Genomic DNA, 21,159 nt, shown 5'->3' with positions numbered 1-21,159 from the left:
TCGCGTCATTCGGGGCTTTTTTGTTGTGGACTGACTAAACCGGCGTGTTGGCCGGCTTTGCGCCAGGCATCAAATCACCCTTCCTGGCCCAACGTTTCCCCCACTGAATTCCCCGCAATTCGACGAAGTGGTAGGTCAATGCAGAGAGGGCAATGATGACGACGAGCAAGGCTACCAACAGCAGGTTGTCCAGGATCGGGTTATTGAACGACAGGTAAGGCCCAGGCCCTTCGGTGGGGTAAGTCACCCAGGATTGCCCGGTGAACTTCCCAACCATGAGAAGGCTCAACGTGGCAGTAAACAGAATCATCGCGTGCGTCATGTAGATCGAGTAAGACAGCGTGCCCAGTTGCTCAAAGGCCCTTGCTTTCAATGCCTTCGACAAAAGACCTCCTTCGAACGAAAACATCAGAATCACGGCACAGAACAGCAGAGTCAGCATGATCTGTTTCTGTGGCAGATCTGAAACCATGGCGATGGCCACAAGTGTGATCCCGGTGGCTTCAGCCACGGTGTACAACCATGCGGAGCCCCTCCACGCCTGAATCATCAGGTAGATTTGGTAGGTCATGACGCCGGCAAAAAAACAGGAGAGTCCTTGCAGAACCGGTTCGGCCAAAGGCGCAATGCCCAAGAACAGCATGGCCGTTGCGATGAATGACATCAAAGCGAAAATCTTGAGCGCTGCTGCGGATGAGAACAGCAGAATGCCGGCGAAGATCATGTAGATGTAATACTCGACGCTGATGCTCCACGCCGGGAAGTTGAAGGACTGCGGATTGAAGCCCGGCCACCATGATTGCAAGAGCAATAGGTTTGGAATGATCTCCTGCGGCGCCCGCTGCCCTGTAAAGCTGCCCTGATTGAACGAAAGCCCTGAATGTTCGGCTGCCAGTTTGACGCACTCGAGGCCGATAGCGAGCCCAAGCACAAAGACATGCAAGGGATAGAGCCGCATGGTTCGCGTTATGAAAAATTGCCGAAACTGCCCGTTCGCTTGCAGCCGTCGACCGTATGTGTGACACATGACGAAGCCGCTGAGTACAAAGAAGAAGCTGACCAGATAATGAGCATTGCGAAAGAATGCCCACTCGCCGAAGCTTTGTGAAATGTGCACATGGTAGATCGCGACGCTCAGCGCACACAGCCCGCGGAAACTGTCCAGCACCTGGAACCTCTTCATGCCTGCTTCCTTCCCTGCAATATCCTGTTGGGTTTTGGCACAGCTTTTCGTCAATGAGCCTTCATGCGGTGCCCTTCCCTGCTCCCACCCGAAACGCCGTCAACCCGTTGAGCCGTGATGCGAAATACGCTGCAAAAACCTGCCATCCGACATCGCAGGTTGTTCAATGAATGGCGCGGCAAGGCGGTTCAACAGTATGGGTGCCGCTGGCCACTGGATTACCGTGAAAACCCATCACGCTGTTGCCGCAAGCATCTGGATCAGATTGAAGTTATTGTTTCGTCTGGAGGTCCGGACCCAACATACTCAAACTGCCTCCCGCGATCAGGGCAGTGACGTTTTGATCCATTGACCGCTGTGATGCTGCTCGTCCTGACAACGCGCCACATCGAAACCGTGTTTCGACCTTGAAACGATACACCCGAGGTATGGCCCGTCTAATTGCCATCGGTAATCGGCAGGTGAAGAACTTGCCAGCCAATAATTTGACCGACGTCGCTGATCGATAGATTTTGAAATATCAGCGTCGTCCCCGTCCGCTAAGTGTGGAAGTCGACATGCCCGACGATTCGAGACGTCAGAACTTGAGAGACACGGTTGAAGGCATGCGCCTTGAAGGACCGGATGCAGCGCAGTGGCGTGAATGGGGGCCCTATCTCAGTGATCGTCAGTGGGGCACCGTTCGCGAGGACTACAGTCCGGACGGCAATGCCTGGGATTACTTCCCACACGATCATGCGCGCAGCCGGGCCTATCGATGGGGCGAAGACGGGCTAGCCGGTTTCTCGGATAAATCGCAACACTGGTGCATCGCGCTGGGGCTATGGAACGGCCGCGACGCGATCCTCAAAGAGCGACTGTTCGGACTCAACAATGCCGAGGGGAATCATGGGGAAGATGTGAAGGAGCTGTATTTTCACGTCGACTGCCTGCCCAGCCATGCTTATATGAGGATGCTCTACAAATACCCGCACGCGGCATTTCCCTACGCCGACCTCGTGGAGGAAAACGCCCGCAGGGGGTTGAACGATCCAGAGTATGAAGTGCTCGATACCGGCGTATTCAATGACAATCACTATTTCGATATCAGCATCGAGTACGCCAAGCACACCGCTGACGATATTTTCATGCGCGTGACGGTGGTCAATCGGTCCGACTGCGCTGCAAGCCTCCACGTCTTACCGCAGATCTGGGCGCGCGATGTATGGAGTTGGAATCCCGAAGCATGTGAGCGCCCTACCCTTACACTGGACGAAACCCGAATCATTGCGCGCCATCCTCGTGAGGCGGAAAAAGAAGTCACGGCCTGGGGGCGCGAGGCGTGTGAGTGGTTGTTCTGTGAGAACGCCACCAACATGCCCAGACTTTTCGGCAAGCCCGCCGATGGCCCGTTCAAGGACGGCATAAACGAACACCTCGTGGGAGCCGATCCCCAGGCCGTCCGGCGTGATGCTGGGACCAAGGCTGCGGCGCACTTCGTCCTGAATCTGGCCGGGGGAGAATCGCAGGCGGTGTATCTTCGCTTCGCCCCCGTCGGCTCGCCCCACGTCAACGCCAAGGCATTGTTTGAACAACGTCGCGCTGAAGCAGACGAGTATTTCGGCGCGCTGCAACACGGTCTTCAAGATGATGACGCCCGCAACGTTCAACGTCAGGCGCTGGCCGGATTGCTGTGGTCCAAGCAGCTGTATCACTTCGACGTCAAAGCCTGGCTTGAAGGTGATGCAACTCACGATCCTGTCCCCGCTCAGCGCGCCGATGTCCGTAACAGCCAATGGCGGCATCTGTGCAACTTCGACATCGTGTCGATGCCGGACAAATGGGAATACCCGTGGTATGCGTCATGGGATCTGGCATTTCAGGCGGTTGCCTTTGCGCTGATCGATCCAGATTTCGCCAAGGAACAGTTGCTGCTATTGGTCAAAGATCGCTTCATGCACCCAAACGGGCAACTGCCCGCTTATGAGTGGCGCTTCGACGATGCCAACCCGCCGGTGCACGCATGGGCCTGCTGGCGGGTCTATCAGATGGAAAAAGCCCAGCGGGGCCAAGGCGACCTGGCTTTCCTGGAAAGGGTTTTCCACAAGCTGCTGCTGAATTTTTCCTGGTGGGTGAATCGCAAGGACACGGAAGGCCACAATATATTTCAGGGCGGCTTCCTCGGGCTCGACAACATCGGACTGTTTGATCGTTCTGCCGCCCTCGCCCCGGGCTATCAGCTCGATCAGGCAGACGGCACCGCGTGGGTCGCCGCGTACGCGCTGGATCTGATGAGGATCGCGCTGGAGCTGGCGCAGCATAATGAAGCGTATGTGGATATCTCGGTGAAGTTTTTCGAGCACTTCCTGTACATCGCGGGCGCGATCAATCAGGTTGACGATCAAGACGTCGCAGGCCTTTGGGACGATCAGGACGGCTTCTTTTATGACGTACTGCATCGCCCAGACGGACTGCGTGAGTCAGTGCGACTGCGCTCTTTTGTCGGGCTCATCCCGTTATTCGCTGTTCGCGTGCTCGAACAGCGGGAACATGAGGGGTTGAACGGGCTGCGCGAGCGACTGCTGGGGTTCCTGCAACATCGACCGGATCTCGCCGCACTGGTCTCTCGGTGGACAGAACCCGGCAAGGGCAACCGGTTACTGCTCGCCCTGCTGCGTGGTCAGCGGACCAAGGATCTGGTCAGGCGCATGCTCGATGAGACCGAGTTTCTCTCGACCTTCGGCGTGCGTTCGCTCTCGCGGCATTATGCCGATCAGCCGTTCAGCATGCACATTAACGGCAACACCCTGTGCGCCGACTACGAACCCGCGGAGTCCGACTCCCGACTGTTTGGCGGGAACTCCAATTGGCGCGGCCCGGTCTGGATGCCGCTGAACTACATGCTGATCGAGTCATTGCGTGAGTTTCATCGCTATTACGATACGAATTTCTCTGTGGAATACCCCACTGGCTCAGGTTATCTGGCCTCGCTGGGAGAAGTGGCCGACGGACTGACCCTACGCATTTGTAGGCTCTTTCTTCGTGATGAGCAGGGAAACCGTCCGTCAATGGCCGGTTATCCACAGCTAGAACTGGACCCGGACAGCCGGGACCTGGTGCTGTTTCACGAGTACTTCCATGGAGAAAATGGCCGGGGTCTGGGAGCGTCTCATCAGACTGGCTGGAGTGCGCTGGTCGCGTTGCTGCTGCAACCGAAGGAATAAGCCAGGCGGTCGGTCTGGCGATGTGTTTACCCACAGGACAGAAACGGGTTCAAGGAGCTGTAACCGATGTCGTTTCGCAGATATCAGAAAGTGCTGGGCATCCCTCGTGTGATGTCTGCAACGCTGTTCATGTTCGTCGCAGGCTTGCCGCTTACGATCATGACTCTCACCCTGAGCCTTCAGGTGCTCAATGAAATGGGCCGCAGTTACTTCGATGCGGGGCTGGTCGGCACCGCCACTGCATTAGGATTCGCAGTGGGCTCGCCGTTGTTGGGCCGCATGATGGACCGTCACGGTCTTCGTCCTGTGGTTGCGGTTTGCGGAACGGTGTCCACTGCTGCGTGGGTCATGCTGCCTCTGGTGGATTTCACGCTGTTCGTGGCACTGGCATTCGCTGCCGGCATGTTCACCGTGCCGACCGGGTCGCTGTCCCGGCAGTTCATCGCCAGCCTGGTGCCGGAAGATTACCGCCGGCCCGCGTACTCGCTCAACACGATGCTCATGGAGCTCTCATTCGTGATTACGCCCGCCGTGGGCATTCTGTTGATCACGCAATACTCAGCGACCTCGATGCTGGTGGGTATCGGCGTATGGCGAGCGTTGTCCTACGTCGCGCTTTATCTGTTGAATTGGCCGATACGCAATCCCCATGAAGCGGTTGCAGCTGAAGAATCGGTCAAGTTGAAATGGCGGGAGTGGATGAGTGCCCGGTTGATCGGTGTCTTGCTGGTGAGCTCCGGGGCGCTGTTCGTGCTGTTCGGCACAGAGCTGGCCTTGATTGCGGTGCTGCGCGAAAACGGGGAAATTGCGTTCACCGGCTATGTCATCGCCGCCACCTCAATCGCCTCGATCGCCGGTGGCTTCGTCCACGGTATCGTTCACCGCTCCTGGTCATTGACGCGACTGGCCGTGACCATGAGCGTGTTGCTGCTGCCTGTGGCGTTCTTCGACCATGTCTGGTGGTGGCTATTGCTGGCGCTGCTGCCGACTAACCTGCTGTGTACGCCAACCCTCGCTGCGAGCTCTGAAGCGGTCGCTGAGCTGGCGCCTCCCAGCGTGCGAGGTCAGGTGATGGGGCTGCAAGACTCGGCCAACCGAATGGGACAGACGTTGTCCATGCCGCTGGTAGGTTTCGCGATCGACAACGTGTCGCCATCGATGGGGTTTGTCGCCGCAGCCTGCGGAGGATTGGTGCTGATCGGAATTGCGACGCTGTGCAGCGTTCGCCAGGCAAGCGCTCACGCATAAAAAATCGGTCTTGACCAAGAAGGCTCAAGACCGATGTTTTCAGCGAATCAAACGTCAGCTCAAAAAAACTTATGCACGTTTAAGGTCCGTTTGTCGCTGTCAGAAATAAGTAATAGAAATAATGACTTAGCGCGGATTCTCAAAAATCTCACACATTTGGTGCACAGGTTATCCACAATTCACACGGGTGATTTTTCCGGTACGGCTGCCGGTGTCACGGGTGAGCCCAATGCCTTCTGCGTTTCTTCGTTCCATACGGCTACTCGGTCATTAAGCGCAGCGATTGCGCGTGGACCGGTGCCTTCGGCGTACATCGGCTCGCCGATAACGACTTCGATGGTGCCCGGCTTCTTGGCCCAGCCCTCTTTTGGCCAGTATCTACCCGCGTTGTGTGCCACTGGCAGCACCGGGAGCTCTGCGTTGACCGCCATTGCAGATCCGCTGCGTGAGAATTTGCCGATCTGGCCATAGGGAACGCGTGTTCCCTCAGGAAAAATCAGCACCCAGACGCCATCTTTCAGCAATTCATCGCCCTTTTTGGCGACCACTTTAAGCGCGGCTTTTGGGTTGTTGCGATCGATGGCGATCGGACGCAGCATCGCCATGGCCCACCCAAAGAACGGCACGTACAACAATTCGCGTTTGAGCACCTGGCTCAAAGGCTGGAAATGCGCCGAAAGGAAAAACGTTTCCCACGTGCTCTGATGGTTCGAAACAATGATGCAGGGCGTCTTGGGGACGTTTTCCTGGCCGGTGACATTGACTCGGATGTTGAGCAGCACCTTGGTAAGCCATACCGCGCAGCGACACCAATAGACATTGATGAAGCGATAACGAATGCGGAAAGGCAGGAAAGGCGCGACGAAGAAGCTCAACGAACACCACAGCAGGGCGCTGGTGCCCAGCAGCAGGTAAAAGAAGAAAATCCTGATGGCCTGCACTATCGACATAGCTGCTTTTACCGTTACGGGCGTTGCCCGGATGTAGCGCACCGTAGACCGACGATCAGTCGGTGGACGTGGCGCTTTTGTGGATAAGTTCTGCGGCAACTGCCGCCAGATCGTCAAAAATCAACGTTCCCGCAGGCAGCGGACCGCCTCGCGTCTTCTGACCTTTGCCCGTTATGACCAGAACGGGCTGAGAGTCGACGGCCGCCGCCGCCTCCAGGTCACCCTTGCTGTCACCGACGAACCAGAGGCTGCGTAATGCGACGCCGTAATGATCGGCGATGGTCTTCAACATGCCCGGCCGAGGTTTGCGGCAATCGCACCCCTGGTCAGGGCCATGTGGACAGAAGACGATCAGACCGACCTCGCCGCCCTGCTCCGCCACCAGTTCGCGCAAACGCGCGTGCATGGCATCGAGAGTGGCCAGGTCGTAGTAACCGCGAGCGATGCCGGACTGGTTGGTGGCCACTGCCACCGTCCAGCCGGCTTTGCTCAATTGCGCGATTGCGTCGATCGAGCCGGGAATCGGAATCCACTCCTGCACCGACTTGATGTAAGCGTCGGAGTCTTCGTTGATCACCCCGTCCCGATCGAGAATCACCAGTTTCAAATCTGTTCTCCTGCCTCAGCGGCTCAACCCAGAAGGGAAATGTCAGCGACGCCGAGGAACAGATTACGCAGACGTGCCAGCAACGCATAACGGTTGGCTCTCACGCTTGCATCTTCCGCGTTGACCATTACAGCCTCAAAGAACGCATCGACAGGCTCGCGCAATGCAGCCAGGCGTGCCAGCGCTTCGTTGTACTGACGGCCTGCGGACATCGGCGCCACGGCCTGGTCAGCCTGCTGAATCGCCGAATACAGTGAGAACTCGTTGGCGTTGTCGAAATACTTTGGCTCGACGGTCTGGGCAATGTTGCCTTCGGCCTTGCTCAGCAGGTTCGACACACGCTTGTTCACCGCGGCCAGTGCAGCGGCCTCAGGCAACTTGCGGAACGCCTGAACGGCTTGCACGCGCTGATCGAAATCCAGCGCCGAACCTGGCTGCAGGGCACGCACCGAGAGGTACACCGACACGTCGACGCCTTCGTCTTCGTAACGCGCACGCAGGCGGTCGAAGATGAATTCCAGGACTTGCTCGGCCAGACCGGCTGATTTCACCTTTGCACCGAACTGGGTGACGGCGAATTGCACGGTCTTGATCAGATCCAGGTCCAGCTTCTTCTCGATCAGAATACGCAGAATGCCCAACGCTGCACGACGCAGGGCATACGGGTCTTTGCTGCCGGTTGGAAGCATGCCGATGCCGAAGATACCGACCAGCGTGTCGAGCTTGTCAGCGATGGCTACCGCCGCGCCCGTCAATGTGGATGGCAGTTCAGCGCCTGCACCGCGCGGCATGTATTGCTCGTTCAGCGCGAGTGCGACGTCCTGTGGCTCGCCGTCTGCCAGCGCGTAGTAGTAACCCGCCACGCCTTGCATTTCCGGGAACTCGCCGACCATTTCGGTCGCCAGGTCGCATTTGGACAGCAGGCCCGCACGGCCGGCACGCTGAGCGTCGCCGCCAATGCGGGGTGCGATGAACGCGGCCAGTCGGGAAACCCGCTCGGCTTTGTCGAACACGGTGCCCAGTTGCGCCTGGAACACGACGTTCTGCAGACGCTGGTTGAAGGTCTCCAGTTTCTGCTTCTTGTCCTGCTTGAAGAAGAACTCGGCATCGGTCAGACGAGGACGAACGACTTTCTCGTTGCCCAGGACGATCTGCGAGGGATCCTTGCTCTCGATGTTGGCGACCGTGATGAAGCGCGGCAACAGCTTGCCTTCGGCGTCCAGCAGGCAGAAATACTTCTGGTTGTCCTGCATGGTGGTGATCAGGGCTTCTTGCGGCACTTCAAGGAAACGCTCCTCGAACGAGCACACCAGCGGCACGGGCCACTCGACCAGCGCGGTCACTTCGTCGAGCAATGCCGGCGGCACGATTGCGGTGCCTTCGTGCTGAGTCGCCAACTCGTCGATGCGCTTGCTGATCAGCTGACGACGCTCGTTGAAATCCGCGAGCACGTGGGCGGCACGCAGGTCGCTGACGTAGCTTGCAGGAGAAGTGATGCGCACGCTTTCCGGATGATGGAAGCGGTGACCGCGCGATTCACGACCCGCTGTCTGAGCGAGGATCGTGCAGTCGATGACCTGTTCGCCGAACAGCATTACCAGCCACTGGGTCGGACGCACGAACTCTTCCTTGCGCGCACCCCAGCGCATGCGCTTGGGAATCGGCAGATCGTTCAACGAGTCTTCGACGATGGTCGGCAACAGACTGGCGGTCGGCTTGCCAGCGATGCTCTGGCTGTAGCGCAGTTTCGGGCCGCTCTGGTCGATTTCGCTCAGGTCGACGCCGCACTTCTTGGCAAAGCCCAGTGCCGCTTGGGTCGGATTGCCGTCGGCGTCGAATGCAGCCTGACGCGGCGGGCCGTCCAGGTTGACGCTGCGATCGGGCTGTTGGGTCGCAAGCTCGGTGATCAACACGGCCAGACGACGCGGTGCTGCGTAAACCTGCTTGGCGCTGTAAGTCAGGCCAGCGGCCTGCAGGCCCTTCTCGATACCGGCCAGGAATGCTTCGGCCAAGGTATTCAGGGCCTTGGGTGGCAGTTCTTCGGTGCCCAGTTCAACCAGGAAATCTTGAGCACTCATTGTGCAGCCTCCAGCTTAGCCAACACTTCATCGCGAATATCGGGTGCGGCCATCGGGAAGCCAAGTCGGGCCCGGGCCATCAGGTACGCCTGAGCCACGGAACGGGCCAGGGTGCGTACGCGCAGGATGTATTGCTGACGCGCCGTCACGGAGATCGCGCGGCGGGCATCGAGCAGGTTGAAGGTGTGCGAGGCCTTGAGGACCATTTCGTAGCTCGGCAATGGCAGCTCGGCTTCGATCAGGCGTACCGCTTCGCTTTCATAGAAATCGAATAGCTCGAACAGTTTGTCGACATTGGCGTGCTCGAAGTTGTAGGTCGATTGCTCCACCTCGTTCTGGTGGAACACATCGCCGTAGGTGACTTTGCCGAACGGGCCGTCTGTCCAGACCAGGTCATAGACCGATTCCACGCCCTGCAGATACATCGCCAGACGCTCGAGGCCGTAGGTGATTTCGCCGGTCACCGGATAGCACTCGATGCCGCCCACTTGCTGGAAGTAGGTGAACTGCGAGACTTCCATGCCGTTGAGCCAGATCTCCCAACCCAGGCCCCAGGCGCCAAGGGTCGGCGATTCCCAGTTGTCCTCGACGAAGCGCACATCGTGCACCAGCGGATCCAGACCCACGTGCTTCAACGAGCCGAGATACAGCTCTTGAAAGTTGTCCGGGTTCGGCTTGAGGACGACTTGAAACTGGTAGTAATGCTGCAGACGGTTGGGGTTTTCGCCGTAACGGCCATCGGTAGGACGACGGCTCGGTTGTACGTAGGCTGCGTTCCAGGTTTCCGGGCCGACGGCGCGCAGAAACGTGGCAGTGTGGAAAGTGCCGGCGCCCACTTCCATATCGTAGGGCTGAAGTACCACACAACCTTGCTCAGCCCAGTATTGCTGGAGGGCGAGGATCAAGTCTTGGAAGGTACGCACGGCTGGCGTAGGCTGGCTCACGAAATTCACCTGTACTGGGGGGCTGCGATTTAAAGAGCGGGAGTATACCCGATTCAGCAGCGCCTCCACCCTTGGGAGCCCTATGCCACGCTGCTTTTGGTGCAACGAAGATCCGCTTTACATGGACTATCACGATCAGGAGTGGGGCGTGCCACTGCGCGACGCGCAGATGCTGTTCGAGTTTCTATTGCTCGAAGGGTTCCAGGCCGGCCTGTCGTGGATCACGATCCTGAGGAAGCGGGAGCGATACCGTGAGGTGATGTTCGACTTCGACGTTAAGCGCATCGCCGCCATGACCGATGCCGAGATCGAAACGCTAATGCAAGAGCCTGGCATCGTGCGTAACCGCCTGAAACTCAACGGTGCGCGCAAAAATGCCCAGGCCTGGTTACGGCTCGAGGATCCGGTGGCGTTCGTCTGGTCCTTCGTCGGCGGCCAGCCCCGGATCAACCATTTCAAGGACCGCAGTGACGTGCCTGCTATCACACCGGAAGCCGAAGCGATGAGCAAAGCCCTCAAAAAGGCCGGCTTCACCTTCGTCGGCCCCACCATCTGCTACGCCTACATGCAGGCCACCGGCATGGTCATGGACCACACGGTGGATTGCGACCGATACGCCGATCTGGCGGGGTAATGAACAGACTTCTTCTGGGCTGTGTATCTGACGCTTGAAACCGGTTTTTCGGTTGACCGGTTTCTGGGGCGCAATCAAGGAAATCTCTTTCCCCAAAGGCGCTTCACCCCTAGATAGATGGCCACGGTCGAGAACGCATTCGTCAAGCCTACGGTAAGTACCGTTTGCATGGGCAGTGCACCACGCTCATCTATGAGATGTTCGTAGGGCAGAAACTTAAGCAATGCCCAGAATATACCCAACACAAACAGTGCTTTGATCATCCGAAGCATTGTTGCGTAGACAAGGACATTAGCCAGCCGAGGACGGTTTTCCTGGGGGGTATTGCGGTGTATAAACTTCGCATGCATTGCCTTTATCACGCTGTAGATAATGATGCTAAACGACAGGTTGATCAAAAACGCCAAGTAGTCGCGTGTCACTTCGAAAGCCTCTGATATTTGATCACCATTAAAAAACGTTGAGATGATCATCGCGTCTTCGAGTGAAATATAACGATCAACCAAGCAATCGGAAAATTGATGCGAAAACATCGCGAGTGCTGCGAACAACCCTGACAGTAGCAGGAATTTCCCCGCTGATTTAACGACAGCTTCGATCATGAGAAATGACCTCTATCGCTCCGTAAGTCATCAGACTGTTCGTACCGGGAATTGGCGTCTTTGGGGTTTGGAGCAGCGTGTTTCGCATCGTCGCGTAGTCGCCATCATTGGGTAGGGTTATGCAGCCCTCTGAAATTCTGCCAGGGTGCAGCCGAAAGTATCCCCGTCGGATTCCGTCAATCCACGTCCAGTCATCAATCTTTTCATCGGCTCGATATAACGCGAACCACTCGTCGTGAGTAAATTTGGCATCCCTCATGACGCGGTTGTACATGTCTTTCAAACCAGTTTGTATTCTTGATGAAACGCTGCCTTCGGCTCGGTCGACGATCCAGTATTTACCTGGCGGTATTGGACCTCCGTTTGGAATGGCGCGACATCCACCGCGGTTCCTGTACATACCTTTTCCAGAGAATGCCTGAAATGTACCAAGCTCCGGAAAAGTCAAATCACCGAACAGCGCGTCCTTCATAAAAAAATGACCTTCCATTGCCACGATTGCTTGCTCCCTGCATGTGTTTTTGAGATTTCAGGCTTGATTAGTTATTTGCCGATGTCTTTTGTATTCCCGTTTGCATGCTTCCTTGCATCAGCATTTGGGAGTCAGCGAGAGTCTGGGGATCGATGGTGCACGGAGACAATCAGAGAATTCCGCTGGTCCTGTAGTCGTATTCCGTGTCATGGGCTGTCAGCCCGATTCTTCATACCGAGCTTAGGGGTTGACGCGTGTCTGTAGGGCGCGGGTGCCCGTGATTGCGGTGGATTGGCACCATTGAGGTTGCCGGTGGGTAATTGAGGGCGGACAAGCGCGGTCTTGCAATAGGGCTGCAACTCCCCTCATGAGGGCAACTGACGGTTACAATGCCTGCCTCATCGATTCAGGAGTGATCTGTGGATAAGTTCAAAGGCGCCATGATGGTTGGGGCGTTGCGACTGTTTGCGCTGCTGCCGTGGCGCGCCGTGCAATGGGTTGGCACCGGCATTGGCTGGCTGATGTGGAAACTGCCCAACCGTTCTCGCGAGGTCGCGCGGATTAATCTTTCCAAATGCTTTCCCGAGTTGAGCTCCACCGAGCTCGAGGCTTTGGTCGGCCGTAGCTTGATGGACATCGGCAAGACGCTGACTGAAAGCGCCTGCGCCTGGATCTGGCCTGCTCAGAAATCGATCAATCTGGTGCGCGAAGTCGAAGGCCTGCAGGTGCTGAAGGACGCACTGGCGTCCGGCAAAGGCGTTGTGGGTATCACCAGCCACTTGGGGAACTGGGAAGTGCTGAACCACTTCTATTGCAGCCAGTGCAAGCCGATCATTTTCTATCGTCCGCCCAAGCTCAAAGCCGTCGATGAATTGTTGCGTAAGCAGCGCGTGCAGCTGGGCAATCGCGTCGCGGCGTCGACCAAGGAAGGCATCCTCAGTGTCATCAAGGAAGTGCGCAAAGGCGGCTCGGTCGGGATTCCTGCTGATCCTGAGCCTGCTGAATCTGCCGGTGTATTCGTGCCGTTTTGCGGGACCATGGCACTGACGAGCAAATTCGTCCCCAACATGCTGGCAGGCGGCAAGGCCGTCGGCGTCTTCCTGCATGCCATGCGCCTGGACGATGGCTCGGGCTATAAAGTGGTGCTGGAGGCTGCGCCTGAAGACATGTACAGCACCGACACCGAAACCTCGGCCGCGGCGATGAGCAAGGTGGTGGAGAAATATGTGCGGGCGTATCCGAGCCAGTACATGTGGACCATGAAGCGCTTCAAGAAGCGGCCCGAGGGCGAGAAGCGCTGGTATTGATTCACCCTTTGATTGTTCCCACGCTCCGCGTGGGAACACCTCCCGTGACGCTCTGCGTCACATGGGCGCGGAGCGCCCGGGCTGCGTACCCACGCAGAGCGTAGGTACAATCACTTATCCTGCTTTTGCAGCTTCTTCAGAAACACTGTCATTTCTTTCTCGGCCTGTTTATCCCCATGGCCGATTGCGGCCTGGATGCCTTGCTCCCACGCCCGTCGCGCCTGAGCCGTGTCTTGCGCCGCCAACCACGCCTTGCCGAGCAGCTTCCACGCTGCCGAATATGTCGGGTCGAATTCGACGCAGCGCTGAAGGTGTTCGATCGCCTTGGCGCTGTCGCCCAGGTCCAGATAGCCCTTGCCCAGGCCGAAGCGCAGCAGCGCGTTGTCCATGCCCTTGGCGAGCATCTTTTCCAGCGATTCGAGCACTTCGTTCTCCTCGTTAAAAAAAGCTCAATCCCACCTGAAACAGTCGCTCCACGTCGCGGATGTATTTTTTATCCACAAGGAACATGACCACATGATCGCCGGATTCGATCACGGTGCTGTCATGAGCGATGATCACCTGCTCATCTCGCGTGATTGCGCCGATGGTGGTGCCCGGCGGCAGGTTGATGTGCATGATGGCCTTGCCGATCACCTTGCTCGACTTCGCGTCGCCATGCGCCACGATCTCGATGGCCTCCGCTGCGCCGCGGCGCAGTGAATGCACGCTGACGATGTCGCCGCGGCGCACGTGCGCCAGCAACGTGCCAATGGTGGCCAGCTGGGGGCTAACGGCGATGTCGATCTCCCCGCCCTGCACCAGATCCACGTAGGCGGGGTTATTAATGATGGTCATCACTTTTTTCGCGCCCAGTCGCTTGGCCAGCAACGAGGACATGATGTTGGCTTCGTCATCGTTGGTCAGCGCGAGAAACAGGTCCGCGTTGTCGATGTTCTCTTCCATCAGCAAGTCGCGGTCGGAAGAGCTGCCCTGCAGGATCACCGTATTGTCGAGGGTGTCCGACAGGTAGCGACAGCGCGCCGGGTTCATCTCGATGATCTTCACCTGGTAGCGGTTTTCGATGGCCTCGGCCAGACGCTCACCGATCTGCCCGCCGCCCGCGATGACAATGCGTTTGTAGCTTTGCTCCAGTCGACGCATTTCGCCCATCACTGCCCGGATATCGGCTTTGGCCGCAATGAAGAAAACTTCGTCGTCGGCTTCGATGACTGTATCGCCTTGCGGAATGATCGGACGATCACGCCGGAAGATCGCCGCCACCCGAGTATCCACGTCGGGCATATGGGCGCGCAGTTGGCGCAGTTGCTGACCGACCAGCGTCCCGCCGTAATACGCTTTCACCGCGACCAGCTGCACTTTACCCTCGGCGAAGTCGATCACCTGCAAAGCGCTTGGGTACTCGATCAGGCGTTTGATGTAATTGGTGACAACTTGCTCGGGGCTGATCAACACGTCCACAGGGATGGCGTCGTTGTTGAAAAGACCGGATCGCGTCAGGTAGGCCGACTCACGCACGCGTGCGATTTTGGTGGGCGTGTGGAAGAGCGTGTGGGCCACCTGGCAGGCGACCATGTTGGTTTCATCGCTGCTGGTCACGGCAACCAGCATGTCAGCGTCGTCCGCACCGGCCTGGCGCAGAACGGTGGGAAATGAGCCTCGTCCATGAATGGTGCGAATATCCAGGCGATCACCCAGTGCACGCAAGCGATCCTGATCGGTGTCCACGACAGTGATGTCATTGGCCTCGCTGGCCAGATGCTCCGCCAGCGTGCCGCCCACCTGTCCTGCACCGAGAATGATGATCTTCAATCAATCTCTCCTTGAATTGATGCCGCTGCGCCACATCCTCTGTACAGGAACGTGGCTCGTCCCGCGATCTGCCGCCAAGTGGCAGTAATGAGTGAAACCGGGTTCGACAGCCTTGGTCGAAAACCCGTCATTGCAGCTGCCGCGCACGCGGCAGACAGGGATTATGACGCTGCCGCGATCTTGATCAACTTCGCGTAATAGAACCCGTCATGCCCGCCTTCCTGCGCCAGCAGTTGACGCCCGCGAGGCTGCTTCAGCCCCGGCGGCGGATTACCTTGCTGACCGGCGATGTCCAGTTCCCGAGCGCCGGGGGTGCGGGCGAGAAACGCATCGATGACTTCCGTGTTTTCGGTCGGCAGTGTCGAGCAGGTCGCGTAAAGCAGCATGCCGCCCACTTGAAGCGTCGGCCACAGCGCGTCGAGCAGTTCGCCCTGCAGTGTCGCCAGTGCCGGAATGTCGTCTGCTTGCCGTGTCAGCTTGATGTCCGGGTGACGACGAATGACGCCGGTCGCCGAACAGGGCGCGTCGAGCAGGATGCGCTGGAACGGCTTGCCGTCCCACCATTGATCGGTGGCGCGGGCATCGGCGGCGATGAGTTCTGCGCTCAGGCCCAGGCGATCAAGGTTCTCTCTGACCCGCACCATGCGCTTGGCCTCCAGATCCACAGCGACGACACCCGCCAGACCCGGTTGGACTTCCAGCAAGTGGCACGTCTTGCCGCCCGGTGCGCAGCAGGCGTCGAGCACGCGCTGACCTGGCGCCAGCTCCAGCAGATCCGCAGCCAGTTGCGCCGCCTCGTCCTGGACGCTGATCCAGCCCTCTGCAAAGCCGGGAAGCGCGCGGACATCACCAGGCTCGGTCAGCACGATGCCGTCTTGGCTGAACGTGCTGGCAACGCCGCCGATGCCTGCGTCCTGCAACAGCTGAAGGTACTGGTTACGCGTCTTGTGACGACGGTTGACCCGAAGAATCATCGGCGGATGCGCGTTGTTGGCCGCGCAGATGGCTTCCCAATGTTCCGGCCATGCGGCTTTCAATGCTTTTTGCAGCCAGCGTGGATGCGCGGTGCGCACGACAGGATCGTGTTCCAGCTCGAGCAGCAGCGCTTCACCTTCACGCTGCGCGCGGCGCAGGACCGCATTGAGCAGCGCTTTGGCCCATGGCTTCTTCAACTTGTCGGCGCAGCCCACGGTTTCGCCGATCGCCGCATGGGCGGGAATGCGCGAGTAGAACAACTGATAAAGACCCACCAGCAGCAACGCTTGAACGTCGGTATCGGCAGCCTTGAACGGCTTCTGCAGCAGCTTGGCCGCCAATGCGGACAATCGAGGCTCCCAGCGTGCAGTGCCGAACGCGAGGTCTTGAGTCAGGCCGCGATCACGGTCTTCGACCTTGTCCAGTTGAGCGGGCAAAGAGCTGTTCAACGAAGCCTTGCCGCTGAGCACGGCTGCCAACGCCTTGGCTGCGGCCAGGCGCGGATTCATTGGCAGTCCGCCGATGCGCCGAGCACCGTCCCCGTCGCGAACTTCTCACGACGGCTGTTGAACAGGTCAGCGAAGCCCAGCGGTTTGCCGCCTGGCAATTGCAGGCGCGTGAGGCGCAATGCCCCTTGTCCGCAGGCCACGATCAGACCGTCTTTGCTGGCGCTGAGGATCGTGCCCGGTTCGCCCTCGCCTTCGCTCGCCTGAGCGGCCAGCACTTTCAAGGCTTCGCCGTTGAGCGTGCTGTGACAGACCGGCCATGGATTGAAGGCGCGCACCAGACGCTCGAGCTCGTCGGCGGGCCGCGACCAATCGATACGCGCTTCGTCTTTATTGAGCTTGTGCGCATAAGTTGCTTGGGAGTCGTCCTGTGCTTCACCGACCAGCGAGCCATCTGCCAGGCCGGCGATGGCCTTCAGCACGGCAACCGGGCCCAGTTCCGCCAGGCGATCATGCAAGGTGCCGCCTGTGTCATCGGCGGTGATCGCCGTTGTGCTTTTGAGCAGCATCGGGCCAGTGTCCAGGCCCGCTTCCATGCGCATCACGGTCACGCCGCTTTCCGCATCACCGGCTTGCACCGCACGCTGGATAGGCGCTGCCCCGCGCCAGCGAGGCAGCAATGAGGCATGGCTGTTGATGCAGCCCAGCCGCGGGATGTCGAGCACCACTTGCGGCAGAATCAGCCCGTAAGCGACCACGATCATCAGATCAGGCTCGAGCGCTGCGAGTTCGGCCTGTGCTTCGGCTGCTCGCAAGGTCGGCGGTTGAAACACGGGAATGTCGTGTTGCAGAGCGAGTTGCTTGACCGGGCTGGGCATCAACTTCTGGCCGCGACCTGCCGGACGGTCAGGCTGGGTATAAACCGCGATCACCTCGTAAGGGCTGTCGAGCAGGGCTTTGAGGTGTTCGGCCGCGAATTCCGGGGTGCCGGCGAAGACGATGCGCAGTGGCTCAGTCATGGGCTTCTCGTTCTGAAAATGACTGCAGGAGCGTGCTGGCCGGCGATTGCGTTGTGTCAGTCGACGAAGGTGTCACGGACATGTCGCGATCGCGGTCAGCGCGCTCCTGCACGGTAATGAGATATGGTCGGATCAGGCGTTCTGCTTGTGCTGTTTTTCCAGCTTCTTCTTGATCCGGTCACGCTTCAGGTTCGACAGATAGTCGACGAACAGCTTGCCGTTCAGGTGATCGCACTCGTGCTGAATGCACACCGCGAGCAAGCCTTCGGCGATCAGTTCGTAAGGTTGACCCTCACGGTCCAGCGCCTTGACCTTGACCTTCTGCGGACGGTCGACGTTTTCATAGAATCCGGGAACCGACAGGCAGCCTTCCTGATACTGATCCATCTCGTCAGTCAGTGGCTCGAGCTCAGGGTTGATGAAGACCCGGGGCTCGCTGCGGTCTTCGGAGAGATCCATGACCACGACACGCTTGTGTACGTTAACCTGCGTCGCCGCCAGGCCGATGCCAGGCGCTTCGTACATGGTTTCAAACATGTCGTCGACCAACTGGCGAATGCCGTCGTCCACAGCGGCCACCGGCTTGGCGATGGTGCGCAGGCGCGAATCGGGAAATTCGAGAATGTTTAAAATGGCCATATACGTTTGAGCTGCACTTGTAGGGTAAAGTCAAAATCGGCTGCTAGGCTAGGGACGTCACGAGCGGGCAGCCCTTGTAAAACCGAAGTCTCGCAAGACTCTATGTTTCACGCGAAGCCAATATGATAAAGGGATTCACCGCATGAGGAAATCACTACTCGCCCTGCTGCTGTTGGCCGCGACAGGCTTTGCCCAGGCGCAAGTACAACTCAGGGAAGGTCATCCGCAGAGTTACACCGTTGTCGCCGGTGACACACTCTGGGACATTTCCGGCAAATTTCTCAGCCAGCCCTGGAAATGGCCGCAGATCTGGCGCGCCAATCCTCAGGTCCATGACCCGGATCTGATCTACCCCGGCGACACCCTGAATCTGATTTACGTCGACGGTCAGCCGAGAATTGTCGTGAACCGCGGCGAATCCCGCGGCACCATCAAATTGTCACCGCGTGTGCGCAGCACGCCGATTGCCGAAGCGATCCCCACCATTCCTCTGGGCGCAATCAACGCGTTTCTGCTCAATAACCGAATCGTGGACACGCCCGAGCAATTCGACACCGCGCCATACATTGTGGCCGGCAACGGCGAGCGAGTACTCAGCGGCGCCGGTGACCGGATCTATGCGCGCGGGTATTTCGAACCGGGCCATGTGTCCTACGGGATTTTCCGCAAAGGCAAGAGCTATGTAGATCCGGACACCGGCACATTGCTGGGCATCAATGCCGATGACATCGGCAGCGGCGACGTGATTGCCAGCGAAGGCGATGTCGCGACGTTGCAAATGCAGCGCTCGACCCAGGAAGTGCGCCTGGGTGACCGGCTGTTCGTCAGCGAAGAGCGCGGCATCAATTCGACGTTTGTCCCCAGCGAGCCTGGGCAGCCGGTGAACGGCATGATCATCGACGTCCCGCGGGGCGTGACGCAGATCGGTGAGTTTGACGTGGTCACCCTTGACCGTGGCCGTCTGGACGGCCTTGAAGAAGGCAATGTCCTGGCAATCCTCAAGACCGGCGAGACCGTTCGCGATCGCATCACCGGTGAGCCTGTGAAGATCCCGGATGAGCGCTCAGGCTTGCTGATGGTGTTCCGCACCTACGACAGGCTCAGCTATGCAATGGTGCTGCATGCGTCCAGATCTTTGGCGGTGATGGATAAAGTCAGCAATCCGTAATGCTATGTATCAGCTGTAAAACACTTTTCTCCACCGGCATGCTTCACTTATCAAATTGTTGTCAACAGAGTTATCCACAGGTTGACCCGCTCGATTGAGCGGGCCGCTGATCAAGGAAGATCTCATGCCGCTGTTCGAAAAAGCCGGTCAGTCCCCTGCCGAGCTGGAGGCGCGTTTGCGACTCCATCGCTTGCCGGAGATCGGCCCCAAACGTTTCCAGTCCCTCATCCAGGCATTCGGCAGTGCGTCTGCCGCATTGAGCGCGCCGGCTTCCGCGTGGCGATCTTTGCGTCTTCCCGCGGCCAGCGCCGAGGCCCGACGCAGTCCCGAAGTACGCGACGGCGCCAGCGCCGCATTGGCCTGGTTAGAGCGGCCGGGCCAGCATTTACTGATGTGGGACGACCCCGACTACCCCGCCCTGCTCGCAGAAATTGCGGACCCGCCGCCCTTGTTGTTCGTCGCCGGAAATCGATCACTGCTTGATCGTCCCCAGCTCGGAATGGTGGGAAGTCGGCGCGCTTCACGTCCAGGACTCGATACCGCTGCCGCGTTCGCCCGGAGTCTGGCGGGCGCCGGATTTGTCATCACCAGCGGGTTGGCTTTGGGCATCGACGGTGCCGCTCACCAAGGAGCACTCGACGTCAATGGGGCCACGATCGGCGTTCTCGGGACGGGTATTGAAAAACTTTATCCACAGCGCCATCGTCAACTTGCAGCGGCGATGCTGGCGCAAGGTGGCGCGGTGATTTCCGAGCTGCCGCTGGATGCCGGTCCCCATGCGAGCAACTTTCCCCGACGCAATCGGATCATCAGCGGACTTTCCCTCGGCGTGCTGGTCGTTGAGGCGAGCGTTGCCAGCGGATCCCTGATCACGGCGCGACTTGCCGCCGAGCAAGGACGTGAGGTGTATGCGATTCCGGGTTCGATTCATCATCCCGGCGCCCGGGGATGTCATCAGTTGATTCGCGAAGGCGCCGTGCTGGTGGAGACGATCGATCACATCCTCGAGGCCTTGCAAGGCTGGAAGAACATCGGTCCCTCAGATGCCACATCGCCGCAGCCGACGCAAAAAACCAGGTCTGCGCCGTCGCATCCTTTGCTGGCGTTGTTGCACGCTGCACCGCAGACGGGCGAGGCGCTGGCGATAAACAGCGGCTGGCCACTGCCCAAAGTGCTGGCCGCGCTGACGGAACTTGAACTGGACAGCAGCGTGTCGTGTGAAGCGGGACGATGGTTTGCCCGGGCGCGCTGAGGTTAAACTGCCGGCCAGCGTTATTTCGGAGAGTGAACGATGGTCAGCAGTTGGCGAGTGCAACAAGCCGCACGAGAAGTTCGGGCCGGGGCGGTCATTGCCTATCCAACCGAAGCGGTCTGGGGGCTGGGGTGCGATCCTTGGGACGCCGAGGCGGTTTACCGTCTGCTGGCGATCAAGGCGCGTCCTGTGGATAAAGGGCTCATCCTCATTGCTGACAACATTCGCCAGTTCGACTTTCTGTTCGAAGATTTCCCCGAGCTGTGGATCGACCGGATGGCCAGTACGTGGCCCGGCCCAAACACCTGGCTGGTCCCGCATCAGGGTCTTCTGCCCGAATGGATCACCGGCAAACACGACACCGTCGCGCTGCGCGTGAGCGATCATCCGCAGGTGCGCGAGCTGTGCGCGTTGACCGGCCCTCTGGTTTCCACCTCGGCCAACCCTGCCGGCCGACCCGCCGCACGTTCACGCCTTCGCGTCGAGCAGTACTTTCATCAGCAGGTGGACATGGTGCTCGGCGGCGCGCTCGGTGGGCGTCGCAACCCCAGCGTGATCCGAGATCTGGTGACGGCTGAGGTTGTGCGGGCGGGGTGAGTTGACGCTTTGACTCTTATCCG

General features: G+C 58.8%; 19 protein-coding genes. 7 read left to right on the top strand and 12 right to left on the bottom strand.

Annotation, left to right across the window (positions count from 1 at the left end):
• Nucleotides 1-34 precede the first annotated feature (34 nt).
• Nucleotides 35-1,183 (bottom strand): acyltransferase, encoded by a 1,149-nt coding sequence (locus QRN36_RS03240; protein WP_285422790.1) that lies wholly within the window; start codon nt 1,181-1,183, stop codon nt 35-37.
• 557 nt (nt 1,184-1,740) lie between these two features.
• On the opposite strand from QRN36_RS03240, the gene QRN36_RS03235 reads away from it, so the two are divergent.
• Together QRN36_RS03235 and QRN36_RS03230 are read left to right on the top strand one after the other, a co-directional pair.
• Nucleotides 1,741-4,386 carry a glucosidase gene (locus QRN36_RS03235; protein WP_373568690.1) on the top strand — a complete coding sequence of 882 codons (2,646 nt, stop codon included), beginning with the start codon at nt 1,741-1,743 and terminating at the stop codon, nt 4,384-4,386.
• A 66-nt stretch (nt 4,387-4,452) separates the two neighbouring features.
• Nucleotides 4,453-5,634: an MFS transporter gene (locus QRN36_RS03230; RefSeq protein WP_285422789.1), complete on the top strand. Its 1,182-nt coding sequence runs from the start codon at nt 4,453-4,455 to the stop codon at nt 5,632-5,634.
• 179 nt (nt 5,635-5,813) lie between these two features.
• On the opposite strand, the gene QRN36_RS03225 is transcribed toward QRN36_RS03230, so the two are convergent.
• From QRN36_RS03225 to glyQ, 4 genes are read right to left on the bottom strand one after another with little or no spacing between them, the layout of a single operon-like run.
• Nucleotides 5,814-6,584, bottom strand: coding sequence for a 1-acyl-sn-glycerol-3-phosphate acyltransferase (locus QRN36_RS03225; protein ID WP_285422940.1), 771 nt, complete (start codon nt 6,582-6,584; stop codon nt 5,814-5,816).
• Nucleotides 6,585-6,639: 55 nt separating this feature from the next.
• Nucleotides 6,640-7,191 (bottom strand): D-glycero-beta-D-manno-heptose 1,7-bisphosphate 7-phosphatase, encoded by a 552-nt coding sequence (gmhB, locus tag QRN36_RS03220; RefSeq protein ID WP_285422788.1) that lies wholly within the window; start codon nt 7,189-7,191, stop codon nt 6,640-6,642.
• Nucleotides 7,192-7,214: 23 nt separating this feature from the next.
• Nucleotides 7,215-9,269 carry a glycine--tRNA ligase subunit beta gene (gene glyS, locus QRN36_RS03215; protein WP_285422787.1) on the bottom strand — a complete coding sequence of 685 codons (2,055 nt, stop codon included), beginning with the start codon at nt 9,267-9,269 and terminating at the stop codon, nt 7,215-7,217.
• Complete coding sequence (gene glyQ, locus QRN36_RS03210) at nt 9,266-10,213, bottom strand: glycine--tRNA ligase subunit alpha (protein ID WP_093466546.1); 948 nt, start codon at nt 10,211-10,213, stop codon at nt 9,266-9,268. The genes glyS and glyQ overlap by 4 nt, the downstream gene beginning before the upstream one ends.
• 82 nt (nt 10,214-10,295) lie before the next feature.
• On the opposite strand from glyQ, the gene QRN36_RS03205 reads away from it, so the two are divergent.
• The gene (locus QRN36_RS03205; protein WP_285422786.1) at nt 10,296-10,847 is read left to right on the top strand and encodes a DNA-3-methyladenine glycosylase I; all 552 of its coding nucleotides are present in this window, start codon (nt 10,296-10,298) and stop codon (nt 10,845-10,847) included.
• Nucleotides 10,848-10,921: 74 nt separating this feature from the next.
• On the opposite strand, the gene QRN36_RS03200 is transcribed toward QRN36_RS03205, so the two are convergent.
• Together QRN36_RS03200 and QRN36_RS03195 are read right to left on the bottom strand one after the other, a co-directional pair.
• Nucleotides 10,922-11,449, bottom strand: a complete 528-nt coding sequence (locus tag QRN36_RS03200) for a hypothetical protein (RefSeq protein WP_285422785.1) — start codon at nt 11,447-11,449, stop codon at nt 10,922-10,924.
• Nucleotides 11,430-11,939, bottom strand: coding sequence for a DUF2778 domain-containing protein (locus tag QRN36_RS03195; RefSeq protein ID WP_285422939.1), 510 nt, complete (start codon nt 11,937-11,939; stop codon nt 11,430-11,432). Before QRN36_RS03195 ends, QRN36_RS03200 begins: the two co-directional genes overlap by 20 nt.
• A gap of 401 nt (nt 11,940-12,340) precedes the next feature.
• Between QRN36_RS03195 and QRN36_RS03190 the strand changes: the two genes are divergently transcribed.
• Nucleotides 12,341-13,228 carry a lysophospholipid acyltransferase gene (locus tag QRN36_RS03190; protein WP_093466556.1) on the top strand — a complete coding sequence of 296 codons (888 nt, stop codon included), beginning with the start codon at nt 12,341-12,343 and terminating at the stop codon, nt 13,226-13,228.
• A gap of 110 nt (nt 13,229-13,338) precedes the next feature.
• Here the strand turns inward: QRN36_RS03190 and QRN36_RS03185 are convergent, their stop codons facing one another.
• The 5 genes from QRN36_RS03185 to def all read right to left on the bottom strand — a co-directional run bounded on the left by QRN36_RS03185 (nt 13,339) and on the right by def (nt 18,119).
• Nucleotides 13,339-13,653, bottom strand: a complete 315-nt coding sequence (locus QRN36_RS03185; protein WP_285422784.1) for a tetratricopeptide repeat protein — start codon at nt 13,651-13,653, stop codon at nt 13,339-13,341.
• Between the two features lie 13 nt (nt 13,654-13,666).
• Nucleotides 13,667-15,040, bottom strand: a complete 1,374-nt coding sequence (gene trkA, locus QRN36_RS03180; RefSeq protein ID WP_285422783.1) for a Trk system potassium transporter TrkA — start codon at nt 15,038-15,040, stop codon at nt 13,667-13,669.
• Nucleotides 15,041-15,201: 161 nt separating this feature from the next.
• Complete coding sequence (gene rsmB, locus QRN36_RS03175; RefSeq protein ID WP_285422782.1) at nt 15,202-16,524, bottom strand: 16S rRNA (cytosine(967)-C(5))-methyltransferase RsmB; 1,323 nt, start codon at nt 16,522-16,524, stop codon at nt 15,202-15,204.
• A complete protein-coding gene (gene fmt, locus QRN36_RS03170) occupies nt 16,521-17,480 on the bottom strand; it encodes a methionyl-tRNA formyltransferase (RefSeq protein WP_285422781.1) in 960 nt (319 codons plus the stop codon). Before fmt ends, rsmB begins: the two co-directional genes overlap by 4 nt.
• 132 nt (nt 17,481-17,612) lie before the next feature.
• On the bottom strand, nt 17,613-18,119 hold the full coding sequence (gene def, locus QRN36_RS03165) for a peptide deformylase (protein WP_093466565.1): 507 nt from the start codon (nt 18,117-18,119) through the stop codon (nt 17,613-17,615).
• A 142-nt stretch (nt 18,120-18,261) separates the two neighbouring features.
• Between def and QRN36_RS03160 the strand changes: the two genes are divergently transcribed.
• From QRN36_RS03160 to QRN36_RS03150, 3 genes are all read left to right on the top strand, one after another.
• Nucleotides 18,262-19,287, top strand: coding sequence for a LysM peptidoglycan-binding domain-containing protein (locus QRN36_RS03160; protein WP_285422780.1), 1,026 nt, complete (start codon nt 18,262-18,264; stop codon nt 19,285-19,287).
• Between the two features lie 124 nt (nt 19,288-19,411).
• The gene (dprA, locus tag QRN36_RS03155; RefSeq protein ID WP_285422779.1) at nt 19,412-20,539 is read left to right on the top strand and encodes a DNA-processing protein DprA; all 1,128 of its coding nucleotides are present in this window, start codon (nt 19,412-19,414) and stop codon (nt 20,537-20,539) included.
• A gap of 39 nt (nt 20,540-20,578) precedes the next feature.
• Nucleotides 20,579-21,136, top strand: a complete 558-nt coding sequence (locus tag QRN36_RS03150; protein ID WP_093466571.1) for an L-threonylcarbamoyladenylate synthase — start codon at nt 20,579-20,581, stop codon at nt 21,134-21,136.
• Nucleotides 21,137-21,159 lie beyond the last annotated feature (23 nt).

It is taken from the genome of Pseudomonas sp. efr-133-TYG-103a (assembly GCF_030209235.1).
Lineage (GTDB): Bacteria > Pseudomonadota > Gammaproteobacteria > Pseudomonadales > Pseudomonadaceae > Aquipseudomonas.
The sequence above is the reverse complement of the archived record's forward strand: the minus strand, read 5'-3'. Positions and strand labels throughout refer to the sequence as shown.